Genomic DNA, 18181 nt, shown 5'->3' on the forward strand with positions numbered 1-18181 from the left:
GCCATGCGGCTGTCCGATCTTTCGATCAAACGGCCGGTGCTGGCCGTGGTGATGAGCCTGCTGCTGGTCGTGCTGGGATTGATGTCGTTCCTGCGGCTGACCCTGCGCGAGCTGCCGGCGATCGATCCGCCGATCGTCTCGGTGCAGGTGGATTATCCGGGCGCCTCCGCCGGCGTGGTCGAAACCCGCGTCACCAAACCGCTGGAGGATGTGTTGGCGGGAATCGAGGGCATCAACACCATCGATTCCAACAGTCGCAACGGCAGTTCCCGCATCAGCATCGAGTTTTACGCCAGCCGCGACATCGAAGCGGCGGCCAATGACGTGCGCAATGCCGTCAGCCGGGTCGCCGACCGCATGCCAGACGAGGCGCGCGCGCCCGAGATCACCAAGGTCGAAGCCGATTCCGACGCGATCATCTGGTTCAACCTGCGTTCGAGCAGCATGGACCAGATGCAGATGTCGGACTATGCGCAGCGCTACCTCGTCGATCGTTTCTCCAGCCTGCAGGGCGTGGCCCGGGTCTTCCTCGGCGGCAGCCAGCGCTATGCCATGCGGATCTGGCTGGACGGCAATCGACTCGCCGCCCGCGGGCTGACGCCGGCGGACGTCGAACGCGCGCTGCGGGCGGAAAACGTCGAACTGGGCGCGGGCCGGATCGAGTCCACCGACCGCGATTTCATCCTGCGGGTGGCGCGTGACTACACCACGCCGGAGGCGTTCGCGCAGATGCCGCTGGGCAAGGGCAGCGACGGCTACGTGGTGCGGCTGGGCGACGTGGCGCGGGTGGCGCTGGAATCGGCCGAGCGCCGCGCCTATTACCGCAGCAACGGCGAACCGGCGATGGGCATCGGCATCGTCAAGACCTCGACCGCCAACAGCCTCGAAGTAGCCGAAGAAGCCAAGGCCGCGGCCGATCGGATCCGCCCGACCCTGCCGGCCGGCACCGACATCTACGTCGCCTACGACAGCACCACCTTCATCTCCGCCTCCGTCGAGCGCGTCTACGAAACCCTGCTGGAAGCCATCGCGCTGGTGCTGCTGGTGATCTGGCTGTTCCTCGGCAGCGTGCGCGCCGCGCTGATTCCGGCGGTCACGGTGCCGGTGTGCGTGATCGCGTCCTTCATCGCCCTGTATGCGTTCGGCTTCTCGATCAACCTGCTGACCTTGCTGGCGCTGGTGCTGTGCATCGGGCTGGTGGTGGATGACGCCATCGTGGTGGTCGAAAACATCCAGCGCCGCGTCGATCTGGGCGAGCCGGCGCTGGTCGCCGCGCGGCGCGGCACCCACCAGGTCGGGTTCGCGGTGCTGGTCACGACCGCGGTGCTGATCGCGGTGTTCCTGCCGGTCGGGTTCCTGCAGGGCAATACCGGGCGGCTGTTCCGCGAGCTGTCGGTGGCGCTGGCCGCGGCGGTGGCGATTTCCGCCTTCGTCGCGCTGACCCTGACCCCCATGCTGGCCTCCAAGCTGCTGCGCCCGCACGCCGGCCCGCATGCGGTCCATGAGAATCGCGCCAGCGTCTGGCTCAACGTCCGCTTCCAGCGCCTGGCCGACGGCTATCGGCGGGTGCTGGATCGCCACGTCCATCGGGTCTGGCTTTTCGGCGCCTTGATGCTGATGGCGCTGGTCGGCCTGCTGGCCCTGTTCAAGACCCTGCCCAGCGAACTGGCGCCGGCCGAGGACCGTGGTTCCTTCATGCTCAGCATGGAAGGGCCCGAAGGTGCCGGGTTTGATTACACCGTGGCGCAGATGAAGCAGGTCGAGGCGATCCTCGCCACCCAGACCGGACCGGGCAAACCGATCCTGCGCGCCAACCCGCGCGTGCCAGGCAGCTTCGGTGCCAGTGAGGAGATGCACACCGGGCGCGGCATGATTTTCCTGCAGCCTTGGGACAAACGCGACAAGAGCACCGCCGAACTGGCCAGCGAGCTGGAGCGCAAGTTTTCGGGCCTGACCGGCGTGCGCGTGCGCACCATGGTCGGTGGTGGGCTGGTACGCACCCGCGGCCAACCGTTCCAGCTGGTGCTGGGTGGGCCCGACTACAAGGAATTGGCGCAGTGGCGCGACATCATGCTGGCGAAGATGGCCGGGAATCCCGGCTTCGTCGGCCCGGATTCCGATTACAAGGAAACCCGTCCGCAGATGCGCGTGGTGATCGATCGCCAGCGCGCCGCCGATCTTGGCGTGTCCGCATCCGATATCGGGCTCGCGCTGCAAACGATGATGGGCGGGATTCGCGCCACCACCTTCGTCGACAACGGCGAGGAATACGACGTCATGCTGCAATCCGACCGCGCCGGGCGCGATTCGGTGGCCGCGCTGGATGCCTTGCAGGTGCATGGTCGCGATGGCCTGGTGCCGCTGGCCAACCTGGTCAGCCTGCATGAAATCGCCGAGCCGGGCACGCTCAACCGCTTCAACCGGCTGCGTTCGATCACCCTGAGCGCGCGGCTGGCGGAAGGGTATCCCCTCGGCGACGCGGTGGCGTGGGCGCAGCAGACCGCGCGCGCCAGCCTGCCCGACTATGCGCAGATCAGCTGGAAGGGCGAATCCCGCGAGATGCAGCAGTCGGGTGGCGAGGTGCTGGTGACCTTTGCGCTGGCGCTGCTGATCGTGTATCTGGCGCTGGCGGCGCAGTTCGAGAGCTTCCTGCATCCGCTGGTGATCATGCTCACCGTGCCGCTGGGCGTGCTGGGTGCCTTGCTCGGGCTGTGGCTGACCCAAGGCACGCTCAACCTGTTCTCGCAGATCGGCATCGTGATGCTGGTGGGCCTGGCCGCCAAGAACGGCATCCTGATCGTGGAATTCGCCAACCAGTTGCGCGATGCCGGCCGCAGCATCCATGAGGCCATCATCGAGGCTTCCACCATTCGCCTGCGGCCGATCCTGATGACCTCGATCGCCACCGTGATGGGCGCCCTGCCGCTGGTGATCTTCGGTGGCCCGGGTGCGGCCAGCCGCGCCACGATCGGGATCGTGATCGTGTTCGGCGTGTCGTTCTCGACCCTGCTGTCGCTGTTCGTGGTACCGGCCTTCTACGCCTTGCTGGCCAAGTACACGCATTCGCCGGAGGCGCTGGCGCACGAACTGGAGACACTGGAAGCGCAGACGCCGCAGGCGGGCGGGCACGCCTAGACCACGAGGGCGTGGATGCGTGCGGGCTGTACGCCTGCTGCGAGGTGATCGCGATGCAGGGCAGGCGGTTCGGGCAGCCGTGCCCGCGGCGATGATGGCCAGGGTGTCCGGCGCCGCCTGGCTTGCGTGCCCTGATTTCCTCCAGCTGATCTTCGCCTGGGTGTCCTGATCCGGCTCCCCAGATGCCCGATCGGGATTCCTGAACGATGGCTGACTGAATCACCCCAAATTCGGGGGGCATGACTTTCGGCAGGTTCGTTCTTGATTTGGTGTGCTACATTACTACCACACCACTAACGGAGAACACCATGAACGCCCAAGCCAAACCCCGCAACCGCGCCCGCAACGTCCTGACCCAGCGCCAGGTCCGTACCCAGGTCAGCGCCCTGATCGCCTCCTTCATCCCCGACCTCGACAGCGATCGCGGCTTCGGTCTCGGCTACGGCCGCAGCAGCAGCTACGGCGTCACCAGCAGCTACGTCCCGAACGTCCGCCCGCTGTTCCGGTTTCGTTGAGCTGTGTGGTCCCGGATGCGGTCACCAGGTCCGGGAAGAGTGTCAGGAAGGCAGTTTCCAGCGCCGGTCGCTCGCGATGCAGGACCTCCAGGCAGGCCACCAGCCGATCGCCATTGCGCGACAGCCGGGTGGCGATGCCCCGCACCGCGCGATCGACGCTGTGGCGCTGGCGATAGGAGCCCAGCCAATCCTGCGCGGCCATGCGCGGCGCCATCGCCGCCAGGCGTGGTGGCAGCTCGGCTTGCCGTGCCGCCAGCACGCGATAGACCCGCGCAGTGAAGGCGTCCAGCGGCGACGCGTTCCAGCGTTCCCAATCGCGCGCGAGGCAGTGGTCGAAATACACGTCGAGCGCAATCCCGGCATACCGGCGCAGTGGCCCGAAACGCGAGCGCGCTTCGACCACGGCCGGATGGGCATCGGTAAATCGATCAATCCAGCGATGGCGCACGATCTCGCTGCGCACCGGCAGCGGCCAATCCAGCAACGCTTGCTGCCCGTGCACGAAATCCCCGAGCAGCTGCCCGAGGATGGCGTCATCCGAATGCCGCGCCAGCCATGCGTGGGCGAGGTAGTTCATGGGGTCACTGTAATCGATGGGGTCAGAGTCATTGATCCTGTGTCCATTCCTTTCCCGTTCGGCTTACCGAATTGATTCGCATCCTGACCGCCCATAACGCCCAAGGCCCGCATCGCTGCGGGCCTTGCTGTTTGTAGTGCCGGTGATGCGCTTATCGCGCTCACTTGATCTGCTCAGCGCGCCGGCTCCCGTGCAACCATCGGCTGGCAGTCCGGCCCCAGCGCGGTGTCGTCGAGGCTCACGCAGAGCTTGAAGTCGCGCAGGCCGGCGATCTGACGGCTCTCGCCGCGCGCGACGGCAAAACGTTGCAGCGGTGCCAGTGCGCAGTCCCTGCCGCCGCCGCAGGCCTCGGGGTAGACGGTGTAGTGGCACCAGCCGCTGTCGCTGGCCTTGCAGTCAAAGCGGGCCACGCCGTCCTGCACCTGGGCCTTGCTGATCAGCACGTCACGCAGGCCGTTGGAGATGTGGCTGCTGTACTGGGTGGCGCCCAGCGAACAGCCGCCGAGTGCGAGCAGGAACTGCAGGAGAGCGATGAGCTTGGTCATGCCGAGGTCGATCACGGGCTGCCTCACATGTGCTTGAACAGGGTCATGAAGGGTTGGCTGACGGTTAGGGTCTCGGGCCGTTGCTTGAGCCGCACCGTGCCGCGGCCGGTGTCGTCGCGGGTGATGCCGGCAATGGCCTTGAGATTGACGATCGTGGAGCGATGGATCTGTTTGAAGATGTTGCCGTCCAGTCGGGGCAGCAATTCGCGCAGGGAGGTGCGCAGCAGGGACTCGCCTTCGGCGGTGACCACGGTGGTGTATTTCTGGTCAGCGCGGAAATAGGCGACGTCGTCGATCAGGATCAGGCGGGTTTCGCGGCCGGCGCTGGCGGTCAACCAGGTCAGCGGTTCCGTCGCCTCGGCCGGCTTCGACAGCGCGCCCAGCTTGTCCAGCAGCGCAGCCAATGCCGCCGCGTCGGGCAAGCTGTCCTGCGCTTGCAGGCGGGCGACGGTGGCGTCCAGCCGTTCCGGTTTGACCGGCTTGAGCAGGTAATCAATCGCGCCGCGGTCGAAGGCATCGATGGCGTACTGGTCGTAGGCGGTGACGAAGACGATGCGCGTGCGCGGGCTGGCTTCGGCGGCGGCGGCGGCAACTTCCAGGCCGGTCAGGCCGGGCATGCGGATGTCGAGGAAGGCGACGTCGGGCTGGTGTTCGGCCAGTGCGTCGATCGCGCTGGCACCGTCTTCGCATTCGGCGAGGATGCGCAGGGCCGGCCAGGCGCGCGCCAGTTCGCTCACCAGCGCTTGGCGCAGCAAGGCTTCGTCTTCGGCCACGATGCAGCTGGGGGCGTCATGCATGGGAGGCTGCTCCGGAAGCGGGAACCGTGAGGGTGGCGGCAACGCCGCGCGGGAAATTGGCGGCGACCGACAGATTGGCCGCGCCGTTGTAGCGCAGGCGCAGGCGTTCGCGCACGTTCTTCAGGCCGATCCCGGTGCCACTGGTCTTGCTGTTGAAACCATCGCCATCGTCGGCCACCGTCACCGCCACCCCGGCATCGTCGCGGCGGGCGCGCAGCCACACCGTACCGCCGCCGGTGCGCGGTTCCAGGCCGTGCTTGATCGCATTCTCCACCAGGGTTTGCAGCATCATCGCCGGCAGCGGCGTCGCGCGCAGCTCGTCGGGGATGTCGGTCTGCACATTGAGGCGCTCGCCCATGCGGATCTTCAGGATTTCGAGGTAGGCCAGCGCGCGCTCCAACTCGGTGCCGAGGGTGGACATCTCGTCCTCGGCATTGGGCAGCGAGCGGCGCAGGTACTGGATCAGATGGCCGAGCATGGCCTCGGCGCGGGCCGGATCGCTGCGGGTCAGCAGTTGCGCGCTGGCGAGGGTGTTGTAGAGGAAGTGCGGCTCGACCTGCGCGTGCAGCAGGTGCAGCCTGGCCTCGCTGAGTTCCTTCTCGGTGGCGGTCTGCGTGGCGCTGGCCTGTTCGCTGCGGCGGCGCTCGCCGATGCGGCGGGTGATGGCGCGCGAGATGGCTTCGGCGTTCTCGTAATTGATGCCGTCATCGACCAGGAACCAGTCGCGCCAGGCCGGGCTTTCCGGTTCGCAGATCAGGGTCACGCGGCCACTGTCGCCAGCGGGCAGCACGGTGGCCTGCAACTGGTTGTGCTCCGGCGCGAACCACAGCAACGGGTTCCAGCGCCGCAGCGGCGGCTCGCCGTACAGCTGCGGGCGCGCCACCTTGGCGCGCACTTGCAGGCTGTCGCGGGCGCTGCGCACGTCCGACACGCCCGGCAGTTCGCGGATCGCGGCATCGACCAGATCGAAGGCCTCACCGGCTTCCAGCGGGATTTCGATCAGCCGCTTCTGGCGGTTGTCGAGCGTCTCGTTGTCGATCCGGCCGGCTACCAACTTGACGCGATGCAGATGCGAGAACGCGCCGGCGATCACCAGGCCCATGGTGCCGAAGCCGAACAGCACCGCCGGCAGTTCGAAATTGCCGATCAGCGGCAGGCTGGAATACATGCCAACGACCAGCGAGACCGCCAAGCCCCAGGTGATGGTGATGCGCAGGAGGAAGAACAGGCGCTTGAACATGCGGGCAGTGTCGCTGGGAAGATGGTTGCGAGCATAGTCATGCTGGCGCAGGGTGAAAGGGGATTGCGACGGAACCGGCGCCGGCGGCGACGAAGGCGGCCCGGCCGGGGGTAGACTGCGGCGGAGGGGACGACGCATGGGCCAGGGTGCGGCAGACAAGCAGGCCGGAGAGAGCGCTCCCGTCCCGTGGGAAGGACGGGACGCGATCACGCGCAGCGCCGTCCTCAATCGCATCCTCGTGCGTATCGCCCGCGAGGCCTTGCAGGGCGACAACCTCGACGCGCTGATGCGCGGGATCTGCGAATGCCTGGTGGCCGAGCTGCCGGTGGCGATCGCCAGCGTGATCCTGCTGGATGACGCCGGTACCCACTTCGTCAACGAGGTCTATGCCGGCGAGTTCACCCTGTCGCCGCTGCCTTCGGAGGGCGCCTGGCCGGTGTCGCGCGGCTGTGCCGGCCGCTGCGCGCGCACTGGTGCTGTTCAGTTGATCGATGATGTCGATCGTGATCCTGATTACGTGGCGGGGAATGCCGAGGTGCGCAGCGAATATCTGGTGCCGATCCGCCATCGCCAGCGCATGCACGGCGTGCTCAACCTCGAATCGACCCAGCATGATTTCTTCGACGCCGAGGTCTGCCGGGTGTTCGATGCCGTCGCCGATCTGGTGGCCGGGGCGATCCACTTCGCGCGCCTGGCCGATGCCTTGCAGGTCGCCAACGGCAAGCTGGAGCAGTTGTCGATGATCGATGGATTGACTGGCATTGCCAATCGCCGCCACTTCGACGCGGAGTTGCAGCGGCAATGGCAGCAGCTGGGGAAAGCACGACAGCCGCTGGCCTTGCTGATGATCGACGTCGATGCGTTCAAGGCCCTGAACGATGCCTGCGGCCATTTGTACGGCGATGAATGCCTGCGCGAGTTGGCCAGCCTCTGCCAACGGCATGCCGAAGCCCGCGGCTTGGCGGCCCGTTTCGGCGGTGAGGAATTGGTGCTGCTGCTGCCGGGGAAAGGTGTGCAGGCGGCGCTTGCTTCTGCGGAAGGCTTGCGGGCTGCCGTCGAACAATTGGCGCGTCCGCACCCCGCATCTCCGGTCGGGCCGCACCTGACCGTCAGCGTTGGCGTTGCCAGCCGGATTCCGGATCCGATGCAGGCGCCGGAGCAGCTGTTGGCCGAAGCCGACCGCGCCTTGTATGTTGCCAAGGCGCAGGGTCGCAATCAGGTTCGACTTCTGCGCGGAGCGTGAGTTCGGTTCACGCTCGTGAGGACCATCTCGAACAAGTTCCGCGACAGGCGGCGGCTGCGGGTTGGCGTTCGGGCCAGCAAGACAACGAAGCCGCCCGCATGCGGCTTCATCCATACGGCAAACGGCGGGTTCAACGTGCCGCGACGGTCTCCGGGAATTCCCGACGCAGCCAGCTGTCGATCATGCGCTTTTCGTAGCGCAGCGGGTCACCGTTGTTGAGCGTGCCGGAGCCGACCAGGAAAGCCGGGTCGGTGATCCTGCGTTCGCCTTCGGCCACCACGCTCCCGCTGGCATCCAGCTCGCGGAATTTCACCACCATGAATGGCGCATAGTTGCTGCGGATCACCCGCGTGTCCTGACTGGACAGTCCGCGCCAAGGTTCGTAGCGGCCGGCGCGCTGGATGTCGAGGATGGTCAGTTCGAGGCGGTTGCCGGGCGCGATCCGCTGGTCGGCACGCTTGCGCAGGTAGGTTGCCAGCTGGACCAGCCAATCGCCGCGTGCGGCGGCGTTGCGATTGCCGCTGGAAGTAATCTCGCTGAATTTGGCCGGATCCGACCAGGCGACCGAGACCGGGCCGGAGACCGGCAAGGCGCGCGGAGCATCTTTGGCGAGCATGTCGCCGCCGGCGGCGAACGCCGCGCCGGAAGCGAGGGTCAGAGCGAGGAACAGGGAAGCGATGCGCGGGGACATGGGTGTGCTCTGTCCAGAACTGCGGCCAGTCTGCCGCAGCATCACGCGCTGCATGCTGAACGCCGCGCGGCTCAGTCAGCTGCGGTTTCGTCTTCCCCGGCTTCGTCCTTGAACCAGGCCTCGACCTTGCCCTTCACCTTCAGCGTCATCGGCATGCCGTGGCGGTCCAGCGAACGCCCGGCTTGCACCCGGATCCAGCCTTCGCTGATGCAGTATTCCTCGACATTGGTGCGTTCGCTGCCGTTGAAGCGGATGCCGATGCCGCGCTCCAGCAGGGCTTCGTCGTGGAACTTGCTGCGCGGATCGTTGGAAAGGCGGTCGGGCGGGGTGGCGTGGCTGTCGGTCATCGGAGCGTGCTGACGTGGGAACAAGGTTGACAGGATACCCGCTTGTGCCGACTAGACTGTGCCGATGCCTACGCCCACGCACGATCCCGTCCTTGCCGCCCTGCTGCATCCCTTCGCCAACGGCCTGTTGCCGTGGTCGTCGCAGGCCTTGCTCCTGCGCGCGCGCGCCGGGGTGGCCGGGCATGGGCGCGGCTTCGTCGCCAGCCAGCCGTTCCGGCCCGAGGCGGAGAGTTTGCAGCGGGCGGGAATCGAACTGCTCGATGAGGATGCCTTGCCGGAGGCTACCTTCCCGTTGGTGCTGGTGTTGCCGCCGCGTCAGCGCGAGGAGGCGCGGGCGCTGCTGGCCAAGGCCTGCGCGGCGGTCGCGCCGGGTGGTCGCGTCGTCGCTGCCGTCGCCAATGACGAAGGGGCGAAGTCGCGCGAGGCCGATCTGGAACAGCTGGTCGGCAGCGTCGCCACGCTGGGCAAGCACCATTGCCGAGTCTTCTGGACGTCGTCTGACAGTACGTTCAATGCGGCGCTGTTGGAACAATGGCGATTGCTGGATGCGCCGCGCAAGATCCTGACGCAAGACGTGCCGGGCGGAGGTTTCCTCAGTCGCCCCGGCATCTTCGCCTGGGATCGCATCGATCCGGCCTCCGCCTTGCTCGCGGCCGCCTTGCCGGACACGCTGCGCGGCCGTGTCGCCGATTTCGGCGCGGGCTGGGGCTATCTGTCCTTGCAGGTGCTGGCGCGTTGCCCGCAGGTGCAGTCGCTGGATATGTACGAAGCCGATGCGCGGGCATTGGCGCTGGCGCAGCGCAATCTCGCCACCGCCAGGGTGCCGGTGCATGCGCATTGGCAGGACGTCGCCGCCGGCGTCGATGCGCGTTTCGATACCATCGTCTGCAATCCGCCCTTCCATGCTCTGGGTCGCGGCGAACGGCCGGACATCGGTCGCGCCTTCATCGCCGCCGCCGCCGCGGCACTGAATCCCGGCGGCAGCCTGTGGCTGGTCGCCAATCGACATCTGCCCTACGAAGAGGCGTTGGCGAACGGGTTTGCCAGCGTGCGGGCCGTGCAGCAGCAGGGTGGCTTCAAGATCGTGCAGGCGCTGAAGGCATGAGGCTGGTCAAGCACATCGCCAATCTCGGCTACGGCAGCCGCAAGCAGGTGCAATGGCTGTTTCGCGAAGGCCGCATCACCGACGCCGCCGGCGAGGTGCTGTATGCCGACGACAAAGCCGAGCACGCCGACATCCGCATCGATGGCGAGCCGCTGGATCCGCCGCCCGGACTGCTGCTGATGCTGCACAAGCCCACCGGCTACACCTGTTCGACCAAGGACCAGGGGCGCGTGGTGTTCGACTTGTTGCCGCCGCGCTACCGCCTGCGGGAGCCGCAGCTGTCGACGGTGGGACGCCTGGACCGCGACACCTCCGGCCTGTTGCTGCTGACCGATGACGGCCAGTTGCTGCACAGGATCATCGCGCCGAAGTCGAAGCTGCCGAAGGTCTACCTGGCCACGCTGGCGCAGAACCTGCGCGGCGATGAGGCGGCCGTGTTCGCCAGCGGCACGCTGCTGCTGGATGGCGAAAAGACGCCGCTGCTGCCGGCGGAGCTTGAGGTGATGGCACCATGCCGCGCGCGTCTGACCTTGCACGAAGGCCGCTACCACCAGGTGCGGCGGATGTTCGCGGCGCTCGGCAACCATGTGGCGGAGCTGCATCGGGAGCGGATCGGCGGGCTGGCGCTGGATGATCTGCCGCAAGGGCAGTGGCTCGCGCTGGACGCCGCGGCACGCGCAAGGCTGCTTGCGACGGACGCGGTGCTCAATCCCTGAAGTTGTCGAACTGCAACGGCAGTTCGAAGGTTTGCCCGCGCAGCAGCGCCATCACCGCTTGCAGGTCATCGCGTTTCTTGCCGGTGACGCGCAGCTTGTCGCCGTTGATCTGGGAATCCACCTTCAGCTTTGCGTCCTTGATCGCGGCCTGGATCTTCTTCGCCAGCTCGCGTTCGATGCCCTGCTTGACGGTGATCTTCTGGCGCGCACCGGCGAGGTTGGTCTCGATGTCGCCGAACTCCAGGCAGCGCACGTCGATTTTCCGTGCGATCAGGCGCGCGCGCAGGATCTCGGTCATCTGCTGCAGCTGGAAATCGCTGGGCGCGGACTGGGTGATGAGGTTGTCCTCGCGCACGAACTTCGCGTCCACGCCCTTGAAATCAAAGCGCGTGGTCAGCTCGCGGCTGGCCTGATCCACGGCATTGGTCAGCTCGTGGATATCCACTTCGGAAACGATGTCGAAGGAAGGCATGGCGCAGCACCTGGAAAATTGGGTCGGTGCTCAGGATACCCGCGCCGGCCCTGCGGTTCCTGATCGGAAGGCAGTGGCGGGCGCGGAATCCCGGGTTCGAAATGGGCTTCGGGTCCGGTGTTTGGCCGGGCCCGAAGCATGCGGAACGATTACCTGCCTGGCCGACGCGGCGCGGCTCTGCCCGCTGCGCGAACGCTGCGCAGGGCCGGGGCGACCCCCTGCGGGCAGACGTTCTGGTAGATGCAGGCGATCCATTCCGGATGATCGACGAACGGATTGCGGTTGCCCTGATAGGTCTGCACGGCGTCATTGCGCATCCGCTCGTAGTCATCCACCGGGTCTTCCTGGCTCCACTGCAGCAGCACCGACAGCAGGCCCATGTAGGCCACCGAGGCGTTGCCGTTGGTGTTGACGATCAGCGAGGCGTTGTCGGTCAGCCGCAGGTCGGGTTCGGCGTAGCCGGTATCGGCATTGGTGCCGCCTTCGTAGCGGATGTCCATGTACAGCACGGCGCGCGCCACGTTGCCCTTCATCCCCTTCCAGGTTTGCCAGATCGAATTGTTGGTCCAGTTGGAATTGCCCGGGAACACGCCGCTGCCGCCACCGCGGCCGTTGTGGGCGGCGGTCGGATACTCGACGCAGCTGGCGTTGCAGTTGCCGTACGGCTTGTTGCCGCGGGCGCTGTTGTAGCCGATGTCGGAGGCCATCAGCATGTGCAGGTCGGTGTAGGCGAAGTTGCTGGGGCCATCGACCGAGAAGCCGTAGGAGTTCGGCCAGGTGTGTTCGCGGTTGTAGTAATTGTTGCCGCCGCCGGCCTTCGGATAGGCCGTGTTCTTGTAGACGTCGAGAATCCTGCTGGAATCGAGCGGGTCCTCGTCGGCAAAATCCAAGGCGTTCCAGGTGTCGGTGGTGCTGGCCGAATACGGGATCTTGGTGCTGTGGGCGATCAGGGCGTGCAGGCCGGAACGCAGCGATGCGGCGCTGGAGCTGTCGATGCCGTTGTAATACGTGCCACCGCTGCCACCACCCGTTCCGCCGCCACCGCCACCGCCGCTGGGCGCGGTGAAGCTGCCGGTCAGGCTGGTGCCGGAGAATGCGGCATAGGCGCGCAGCATGACGTACCAGGTGCCGGCCTGCGGCGTGGCAAAGCTGCAACTCTCGTTGTTGCCGGTCTTGTAGGGACGGCAGTCGTAGCTGCTGGTGGTCGGGGCGCTGCCGAAACGCACGTACAGGTCGGCATCACCGCTGCCGCCGCTGCTGGTGAAGTTCAGGTTGCTGGCGCCGGCGGGGACGGCCAGGGTCCAGGTCAGGCTCTTGCCGGTGGCCGCAGACAGGCCGGTGACCGGCACGCCGTTCTGCAGCACGTTGCCACCCCCGCCGCCGCCGCCACCGCTGCCGCCGCCGGTGGGCGTTTGCCCGCTGTTGCAGGCGCCGAAGGAACTGGCGCGCGACGCCTGCCAGGTGAAGTCCGCATAGCGGCTGCCGCTGCCGGCCAGCTGCAGCGAGGTGCCCGAGGCGGTGGACGAAGTTTCCGACTGCGGGATCGCGGTGCTGGCGTGGCCGCTGGCCGGACCATCGGTGGCGGTGAAGATGCCTTCATAGCTCAACAGCTGGACCAAGGCGCCGCTGGCATCGACCAGGGCGAAGCCATCAGGCGCGCCGTTCTGGATCCCGGTCGCCGCCACTGCCACCGTGCCGTAACCGTTGCATTGGTTGGCGACGGTGCCGGACAGCGGCAGCGTTGCGTAGCGTTTGCCATCCGTGCCGTTGTAGAGCACGACGCTCCAGCCGGAAAGATTGGTGCCCGCGGGCGCCATGACCTCGATCTTCTCGGAGGCATCACTGCCGGCGTTGTCGTAATGGAATTCGTTGATGAACACATCGGCACGCGCGGGACTGGCGGTGACCAGGCCGAGCACGGCAAGCAAGGAAAAACAGGCAAGACGCATGACGCAACCTCACGGATGGGTTGATTGGAAGGAATGGCATGGCGTCGCGGGGGAGGGCAGGCCCGGGTCGAATCATTCCCCGATCGTCCGGTCTGCGCCGTAATTGTGACAGAGTTTGCAAAATTCATGTGGTGGTGAAGTCGTCAGCTGCGCTTGGGCGCGGCGATGTCGCGCAAGCCGAATCGAAATCGCATCATGGAGTTTTTCTGCGATGTCCTGTTTTGCCGGGGATAAAACCACCTTCACAAGCGTGATATCCATTGTTTTTCGACAATGATTGAGTTGTTTATTGATTTACCCGGATGAATTATTGGAATTGTTGCGTTGCAGTTTGTGCCTGCTCCCGGTCGGCGAGACAATGGCGCGGATGACTTCGAGGAGCTCCTCATGGCTGAACTGAAAGAAGTGCGCGTCCCCGACATTGGCGGACATGGCGATGTGCCGATCATCGAACTGTTGGTGAAACCGGGTGATGCGGTCTCCAAGGATCAGGGTCTGGTCACCATGGAGTCCGACAAGGCGACGATGGAAGTGCCGGCGCCGTTCGACGGCGTGGTCAAGGAACTCAAGGTCAAGGTGGACGACACCGTTTCCGAAGGGACCCTGGTGGCGATCATCGAAGTGACCGAAGCAGCCGCTGCCGCAGCGCCGGTGGCGGCTCCGGCTCTCGCGCCCGCGGCAGTCGCAGCGCCGGCCCCGACGCCTGCCGCTCCGGTTCCACCGGTGGTGATGGTGGAAAGTGGTGCCCCGGTACCGGCGCTGGCACCGGTGGCCGAGCCCGGCCAGCCCGGCATCCCGCCGATGCGGTTTGAAGCCGATGCCGTGCTGCCGGCCAAGGTGCCTTACGCCAGCCCGGCGGTGCGCCTGTTCGCCCGCGAGCTGGGCGTGGATCTGGCCCAGGTCAAGGGCAGTGCCCGCGGCGGTCGCATCAGCAAGGAAGACGTCCAAATTTTCGTCAAGACGGCGCTGGCCGGTGGCGGCGCTCCGGTTCAGGCGACGGGCGGTGGCGTGGGCGGGCTCAACCTGCTGCCTTGGCCAAAGGTGGATTTCGCCAAATTCGGTGCGGTCGAAAGCAAGCCGCTGTCGCGGATCCAGAAAATTTCCGGGGCCAACCTGGCGCGCAACTGGGCGATGATCCCGCACGTCACCCAGTTCGACGAAGCCGACATCACCGCGCTGGAAGACTTGCGCGTGGCGGTGAACGAGGAGAACGCGAAAGCCATCGCCGCGGGCAAGGCCGGCAAGCTGACGATGCTGGCGTTCCTGATCAAGGCCAGCGTCGCGGCGTTGCAGAAATTCCCGACCTTCAATGCCTCGCTCGACGGCGACAACCTGGTCCTCAAGCAGTACTTCCATATCGGCTTCGCTGCCGACACCCCGAACGGGCTGGTGGTGCCGGTGCTGCGCGATGCCGACCGGAAGGGCGTGGCGCAGATTGCACGCGAAATGGGCGAGCTGGCGGCGCTGGCGCGCGACGGCAAGCTCAAGCCCGAGCAAATGCAGGGCGGCTGCTTCACCATCAGCTCGCTGGGCGGGATCGGCGGCACCAAGTTCACCCCGATTATCAATGCGCCGGAAGTGGCGATCCTCGGCGTGTCCAAATCCGAGATCAAACCCGTCTGGAACGGCGAGAAATTCAAGCCCCGCCTGCTGCTGCCGTTGTCACTGTCCTACGACCACCGCGTGATCGACGGCGCCGCGGCGGCGCGCTTCACCACCTACCTGGGGCAACTGCTGGCCGACCTGCGTCGGGCCATGCTGTAAGGGCGAACCGGAGCGTGCGTTGCGCGGCACTGCCGCGCAGCTCCGGTGAGCGCCCGGCCACGGATGGCCGGGCAGGACGATCCGAAGCCGGCATGGCTGCGCCATGGACGGCCACATGAAAGCCTACGAATGAGGGTCCAGAAATGGCAGACATCGAAAGCAAGGTCCCGGACATCGGCGGACACGACAATGTGCCGGTGATCGAGCTATTGGTCGCGGTGGGCGATACGGTCAAGAAAGATCAAGGTTTGGTGACACTGGAATCAGACAAGGCCACCATGGAAGTGCCGGCGGTGGCTGATGGCGTGATCAAGGCGCTGAAGGTCAAGCTGGGCGATAGCGTGTCGGAAGGCAGCGTGATCGCGGTGATCGATGCCGTGCTCCCCTCTCCCTCCGGGCAAGTGGCGACCGAAGCTGTTCTCCCCTCTCCCTCCGGGAGAGTGGCCGGGGGTGAGGGCGCGGCCGAGTCTTCACGCCCAACCCAGCCCTCACCCCAACCCTCTCCCGGAGGGAGAGGGAGTGAAACCACCGCGCCGCAGGCGGCTGCCGGCAGCGGACGCAAGGCCGATATCGAATGCGGCATGGTAGTGATCGGCGCCGGCCCCGGCGGCTATACCGCCGCCTTCCGCAGTGCCGACCTCGGCCTCGATACCGTGCTGATCGAGCGCTACGCCACCCTGGGCGGGGTCTGCTTGAACGTCGGCTGCATCCCGTCCAAGGCGCTGCTGCATGCGGCGGACGTGATCGAGCAGGCGGCGCATGCAGGCGACTATGGCGTCGATTTCGGCAAGCCAAAAATCAGCATCGACAAACTGCGCGGCTACAAGGACGGCGTGGTCGGCCAGCTGACCAAGGGCCTGGCCGGCATGGCCAAGCAGCGCAAGGTGCGCACGGTGCAGGGCGTGGCGAAATTCATTTCAGCGAATGAGCTCGAAATCACCGGCAGCGACGGCAAGACCCAGCTGCTGCGCTTTGCCCATTGCATCATCGCGGCGGGCAGCCAGCCGGTGAAATTGCCGGCGTTCCCGTGGGACGACCCGCGCATCATGGATTCCACCGATGCGCTGAATCTGGCCGAGGTGCCGAAGAAACTGCTGGTGGTCGGCGGCGGCATCATCGGGCTGGAAATGGCGACGGTGTACCGCGCGCTGGGTAGCGATGTCACCGTGGTCGAGTTCATGCCGCAGCTGATGCCGGGTGCCGATGCTGATCTGGTCAAGCCGCTGGCCGACCGCTTGAAGAAGCAGGGCGTGGCGGTGCATCTGAAGACCAAGGTGGTCGATGCCAAGGCGCAGAAAAACGGCATTGCCTGTTCGTTTGAAGGCGAATCGATTCCAGACGGCAAGATTTACGACCGGGTGCTGGTCTCGGTGGGGCGCAGCGCCAACGGCGGCAAGCTGGATGCCGACAAGGCCGGTGTCGCGGTGGGCGAGCGCGGCCTGATCCCGGTGGATGCGCAGATGCGCACCAATGTGCCGCATATCTTCGCGATTGGTGATTTGGTCGGCCAGCCGATGCTGGCGCACAAGGCCACCCACGAAGGCAAGCTGGCGGCGGAAGTGGCGGCTGGCGAAAAGAAGGAATGGGTGGCGCGGGTCATCCCGTCCGTGGCCTATACCGACCCGGAAATCGCCTGGGTCGGCGTGACGGAAACCGAAGCCAAGGCCAAGGGACTGAAGGTCGGCGTGGGCAAGTTCCCGTGGGCGGCGTCAGGGCGTGCGATTGGGTTGGCGCGCACCGAAGGTTTCACCAAACTCATCTTCGATGAAGACAGTCATCGCGTGATCGGTGGCGGGATTGTAGGTGTCCACGCCGGCGAGTTGATCTCGGAAGTCGCGCTGGCCATCGAAATGGGCTGCGAAGTCCATGACATCGGCCATACCATCCACCCGCACCCGACCCTGGGCGAGTCGGTGGGGATGGCGGCCGAGGTCTACGACGGCTCGATCACCGACCTGTATATCCCCAAGAAGCGCTGAGCACGCTGCGTTTCAGCCCGTGAATGCCCCGCGGGCGCCGAATGCAATGGCGGCTCGCGGTCGCGCGTGGCGCGGTTGAGGCGGATGCGGTCAGGCCGTGCGCTTCTGCGGGCGCGCTGGCAGGGCCAGGGTTTGTCGACGCGCCTCGATCCGCTTCCACATCTTTTCATGGAAGTGGAAAACCACGGTATTGCAGGCCGGCTCGATCACGGCCAAGGCGCCACCCACCAGCCAACTGCCGGTCAGCAGCCAGCCCAGCGAGAACGCCACCGAGAAGTGCAGCGCCGCAAAGCTCAAAGTCTTGGCCATGCGCGATTATAAACGCGAATGATTCGTGTTTGCAACAATGACTGAACGGCCCGGTCCGCGTCTCACCATGCCCTGCGCTTGCTCGCGGCGGGGCCCGACGGCAGGGCTGCGGATCGGCTGTGCGGGCCGCCGGGTTCGACCCAGCCAAGAAAGCCCCGGCCGATCAAGGCCGGGGCTTGCTGGGGCCACCGCGGAGCTGACGAGGAATGAAGCGGCCCCAACTCGGGTTGACCGACGATTTCGGAAAAGGTTCCGCAAGCGCGGGCGTCCCCATTCACTTTTCCGTCCCGGCGCGTCGGCGCAGTTGCCGCATTGGCGTGTTCGCTGCTAGAATCCTCGGGCTAGGCGGTCGATTTTCGGCTGCTTGGCCCAACTCCACGAACAACGACCTGCGCATGCACGATCCCATCGCCACGGGGCGACGCGGCGCGATGCGCGCGGTCGTCGTTTCCGCCCTCGTGGCGGCGGTTGCGGCACTGGCGGCGCTTGCGCTTGCGGGGCTGGAGTCGGCGGGGGCGGTGGCGGCGGGTGCCGTGGCGATGCTGGTCGGGAATCTGGCCGCGGTCATGGTTGCCCTGCGTGGCGGGATCATGCCGGCGCGCGCGGCCTTCGCAAGATTGGTGCTGGGCACCGCGGGCAAGTGGCTGTTGGTGGTAGCGGTTGTGGCGGTTGCGCTGGCGGTGCTGAAACTGCCCGCGTTGCCGATGCTGGTGGGGTTGCTGGCCGCGGAAGTGGTCTATCTGCTGGCGCTGGGTTTGTGGAACGGACGATTGCAGGACTAAAGGGCACGAGACGGC

At 66.2% G+C, this 18181-nt stretch carries 18 protein-coding genes; 8 read left to right on the forward strand and 10 right to left on the reverse strand.

Going from position 1 to position 18181, the window contains the following annotated elements; all coding sequences use genetic code 11:
* Positions 1-3: 3 nt before the first annotated feature.
* Together M9902_RS06510 and M9902_RS06515 are read left to right on the forward strand one after the other, a co-directional pair.
* A complete protein-coding gene (locus M9902_RS06510) occupies positions 4-3135 on the forward strand; it encodes an efflux RND transporter permease subunit (RefSeq protein ID WP_297221640.1) in 3132 nt (1043 codons plus the stop codon).
* A gap of 308 nt (positions 3136-3443) precedes the next feature.
* Positions 3444-3650, forward strand: a complete 207-nt coding sequence (locus M9902_RS06515) for a hypothetical protein (protein ID WP_297171411.1) — start codon at positions 3444-3446, stop codon at positions 3648-3650.
* Here the strand turns inward: M9902_RS06515 and M9902_RS06520 are convergent.
* The 4 genes from M9902_RS06520 to M9902_RS06535 all read right to left on the reverse strand — a co-directional run bounded on the left by M9902_RS06520 (position 3601) and on the right by M9902_RS06535 (position 6809).
* On the reverse strand, positions 3601-4227 hold the full coding sequence (locus M9902_RS06520; protein ID WP_297171409.1) for an ACP phosphodiesterase: 627 nt from the start codon (positions 4225-4227) through the stop codon (positions 3601-3603). The two genes, M9902_RS06515 and M9902_RS06520, sit on opposite strands and share 50 nt — an antisense overlap.
* Before the next feature lie 173 nt (positions 4228-4400).
* The gene (locus M9902_RS06525; RefSeq protein ID WP_297171407.1) at positions 4401-4772 is read right to left on the reverse strand and encodes a hypothetical protein; all 372 of its coding nucleotides are present in this window, start codon (positions 4770-4772) and stop codon (positions 4401-4403) included.
* Positions 4773-4795: 23 nt separating this feature from the next.
* Complete coding sequence (locus M9902_RS06530; RefSeq protein WP_297221643.1) at positions 4796-5569, reverse strand: LytTR family DNA-binding domain-containing protein; 774 nt, start codon at positions 5567-5569, stop codon at positions 4796-4798.
* Complete coding sequence (locus tag M9902_RS06535; protein ID WP_297221645.1) at positions 5562-6809, reverse strand: histidine kinase; 1248 nt, start codon at positions 6807-6809, stop codon at positions 5562-5564. The genes M9902_RS06530 and M9902_RS06535 overlap by 8 nt, the downstream gene beginning before the upstream one ends.
* 136 nt (positions 6810-6945) lie before the next feature.
* Between M9902_RS06535 and M9902_RS06540 the strand changes: the two genes are divergently transcribed.
* Positions 6946-8052 carry a diguanylate cyclase gene (locus M9902_RS06540; RefSeq protein WP_297221647.1) on the forward strand — a complete coding sequence of 369 codons (1107 nt, stop codon included), beginning with the start codon at positions 6946-6948 and terminating at the stop codon, positions 8050-8052.
* A 130-nt stretch (positions 8053-8182) separates the two neighbouring features.
* Here M9902_RS06540 and M9902_RS06545 read toward each other — a convergent pair whose 3' ends face one another.
* Both M9902_RS06545 and M9902_RS06550 read right to left on the reverse strand, forming a co-directional pair.
* On the reverse strand, positions 8183-8743 hold the full coding sequence (locus tag M9902_RS06545) for a DUF3016 domain-containing protein (protein ID WP_297171401.1): 561 nt from the start codon (positions 8741-8743) through the stop codon (positions 8183-8185).
* Between the two features lie 71 nt (positions 8744-8814).
* Entirely contained in the window at positions 8815-9090 is a 276-nt protein-coding gene (locus M9902_RS06550) for a DUF3297 family protein (RefSeq protein WP_297221649.1), read from the reverse strand.
* Positions 9091-9154: 64 nt separating this feature from the next.
* Between M9902_RS06550 and M9902_RS06555 the strand changes: the two genes are divergently transcribed.
* A complete protein-coding gene (locus tag M9902_RS06555; RefSeq protein ID WP_297221651.1) occupies positions 9155-10195 on the forward strand; it encodes a class I SAM-dependent methyltransferase in 1041 nt (346 codons plus the stop codon).
* Positions 10192-10911, forward strand: coding sequence for a 16S rRNA pseudouridine(516) synthase (locus M9902_RS06560; protein WP_297221653.1), 720 nt, complete (start codon positions 10192-10194; stop codon positions 10909-10911). Before M9902_RS06555 ends, M9902_RS06560 begins: the two co-directional genes overlap by 4 nt.
* Here the strand turns inward: M9902_RS06560 and M9902_RS06565 are convergent.
* The 3 genes from M9902_RS06565 to M9902_RS06575 form a co-directional block, all read right to left on the reverse strand.
* Complete coding sequence (locus tag M9902_RS06565) at positions 10901-11383, reverse strand: YajQ family cyclic di-GMP-binding protein (RefSeq protein ID WP_297171394.1); 483 nt, start codon at positions 11381-11383, stop codon at positions 10901-10903. The two genes, M9902_RS06560 and M9902_RS06565, sit on opposite strands and share 11 nt — an antisense overlap.
* Before the next feature lie 149 nt (positions 11384-11532).
* Positions 11533-13332, reverse strand: a complete 1800-nt coding sequence (locus M9902_RS06570; RefSeq protein ID WP_297221655.1) for an endonuclease — start codon at positions 13330-13332, stop codon at positions 11533-11535.
* Positions 13333-13404: 72 nt separating this feature from the next.
* Positions 13405-13593, reverse strand: coding sequence for a hypothetical protein (locus M9902_RS06575; RefSeq protein ID WP_297221658.1), 189 nt, complete (start codon positions 13591-13593; stop codon positions 13405-13407).
* A gap of 126 nt (positions 13594-13719) precedes the next feature.
* Here M9902_RS06575 and aceF point away from each other — a divergent pair, with 126 nt between their 5' ends.
* Both aceF and lpdA read left to right on the forward strand, forming a co-directional pair.
* The gene (aceF, locus tag M9902_RS06580; RefSeq protein WP_297221660.1) at positions 13720-15096 is read left to right on the forward strand and encodes a dihydrolipoyllysine-residue acetyltransferase; all 1377 of its coding nucleotides are present in this window, start codon (positions 13720-13722) and stop codon (positions 15094-15096) included.
* Between the two features lie 143 nt (positions 15097-15239).
* Entirely contained in the window at positions 15240-17075 is a 1836-nt protein-coding gene (lpdA, locus tag M9902_RS06585) for a dihydrolipoyl dehydrogenase (protein ID WP_297221662.1), read from the forward strand.
* 90 nt (positions 17076-17165) lie between these two features.
* Here the strand turns inward: lpdA and M9902_RS06590 are convergent, their stop codons facing one another.
* Entirely contained in the window at positions 17166-17384 is a 219-nt protein-coding gene (locus M9902_RS06590; protein ID WP_297221664.1) for a DUF2061 domain-containing protein, read from the reverse strand.
* A 395-nt stretch (positions 17385-17779) separates the two neighbouring features.
* Here M9902_RS06590 and M9902_RS06595 point away from each other — a divergent pair, with 395 nt between their 5' ends.
* Positions 17780-18166 carry a hypothetical protein gene (locus M9902_RS06595; RefSeq protein ID WP_297221666.1) on the forward strand — a complete coding sequence of 129 codons (387 nt, stop codon included), beginning with the start codon at positions 17780-17782 and terminating at the stop codon, positions 18164-18166.
* The last annotated feature ends 15 nt before the right edge of the window (positions 18167-18181 follow it).

Source organism: Thermomonas sp., assembly GCF_023953935.1.
GTDB lineage: Bacteria > Pseudomonadota > Gammaproteobacteria > Xanthomonadales > Xanthomonadaceae > Thermomonas.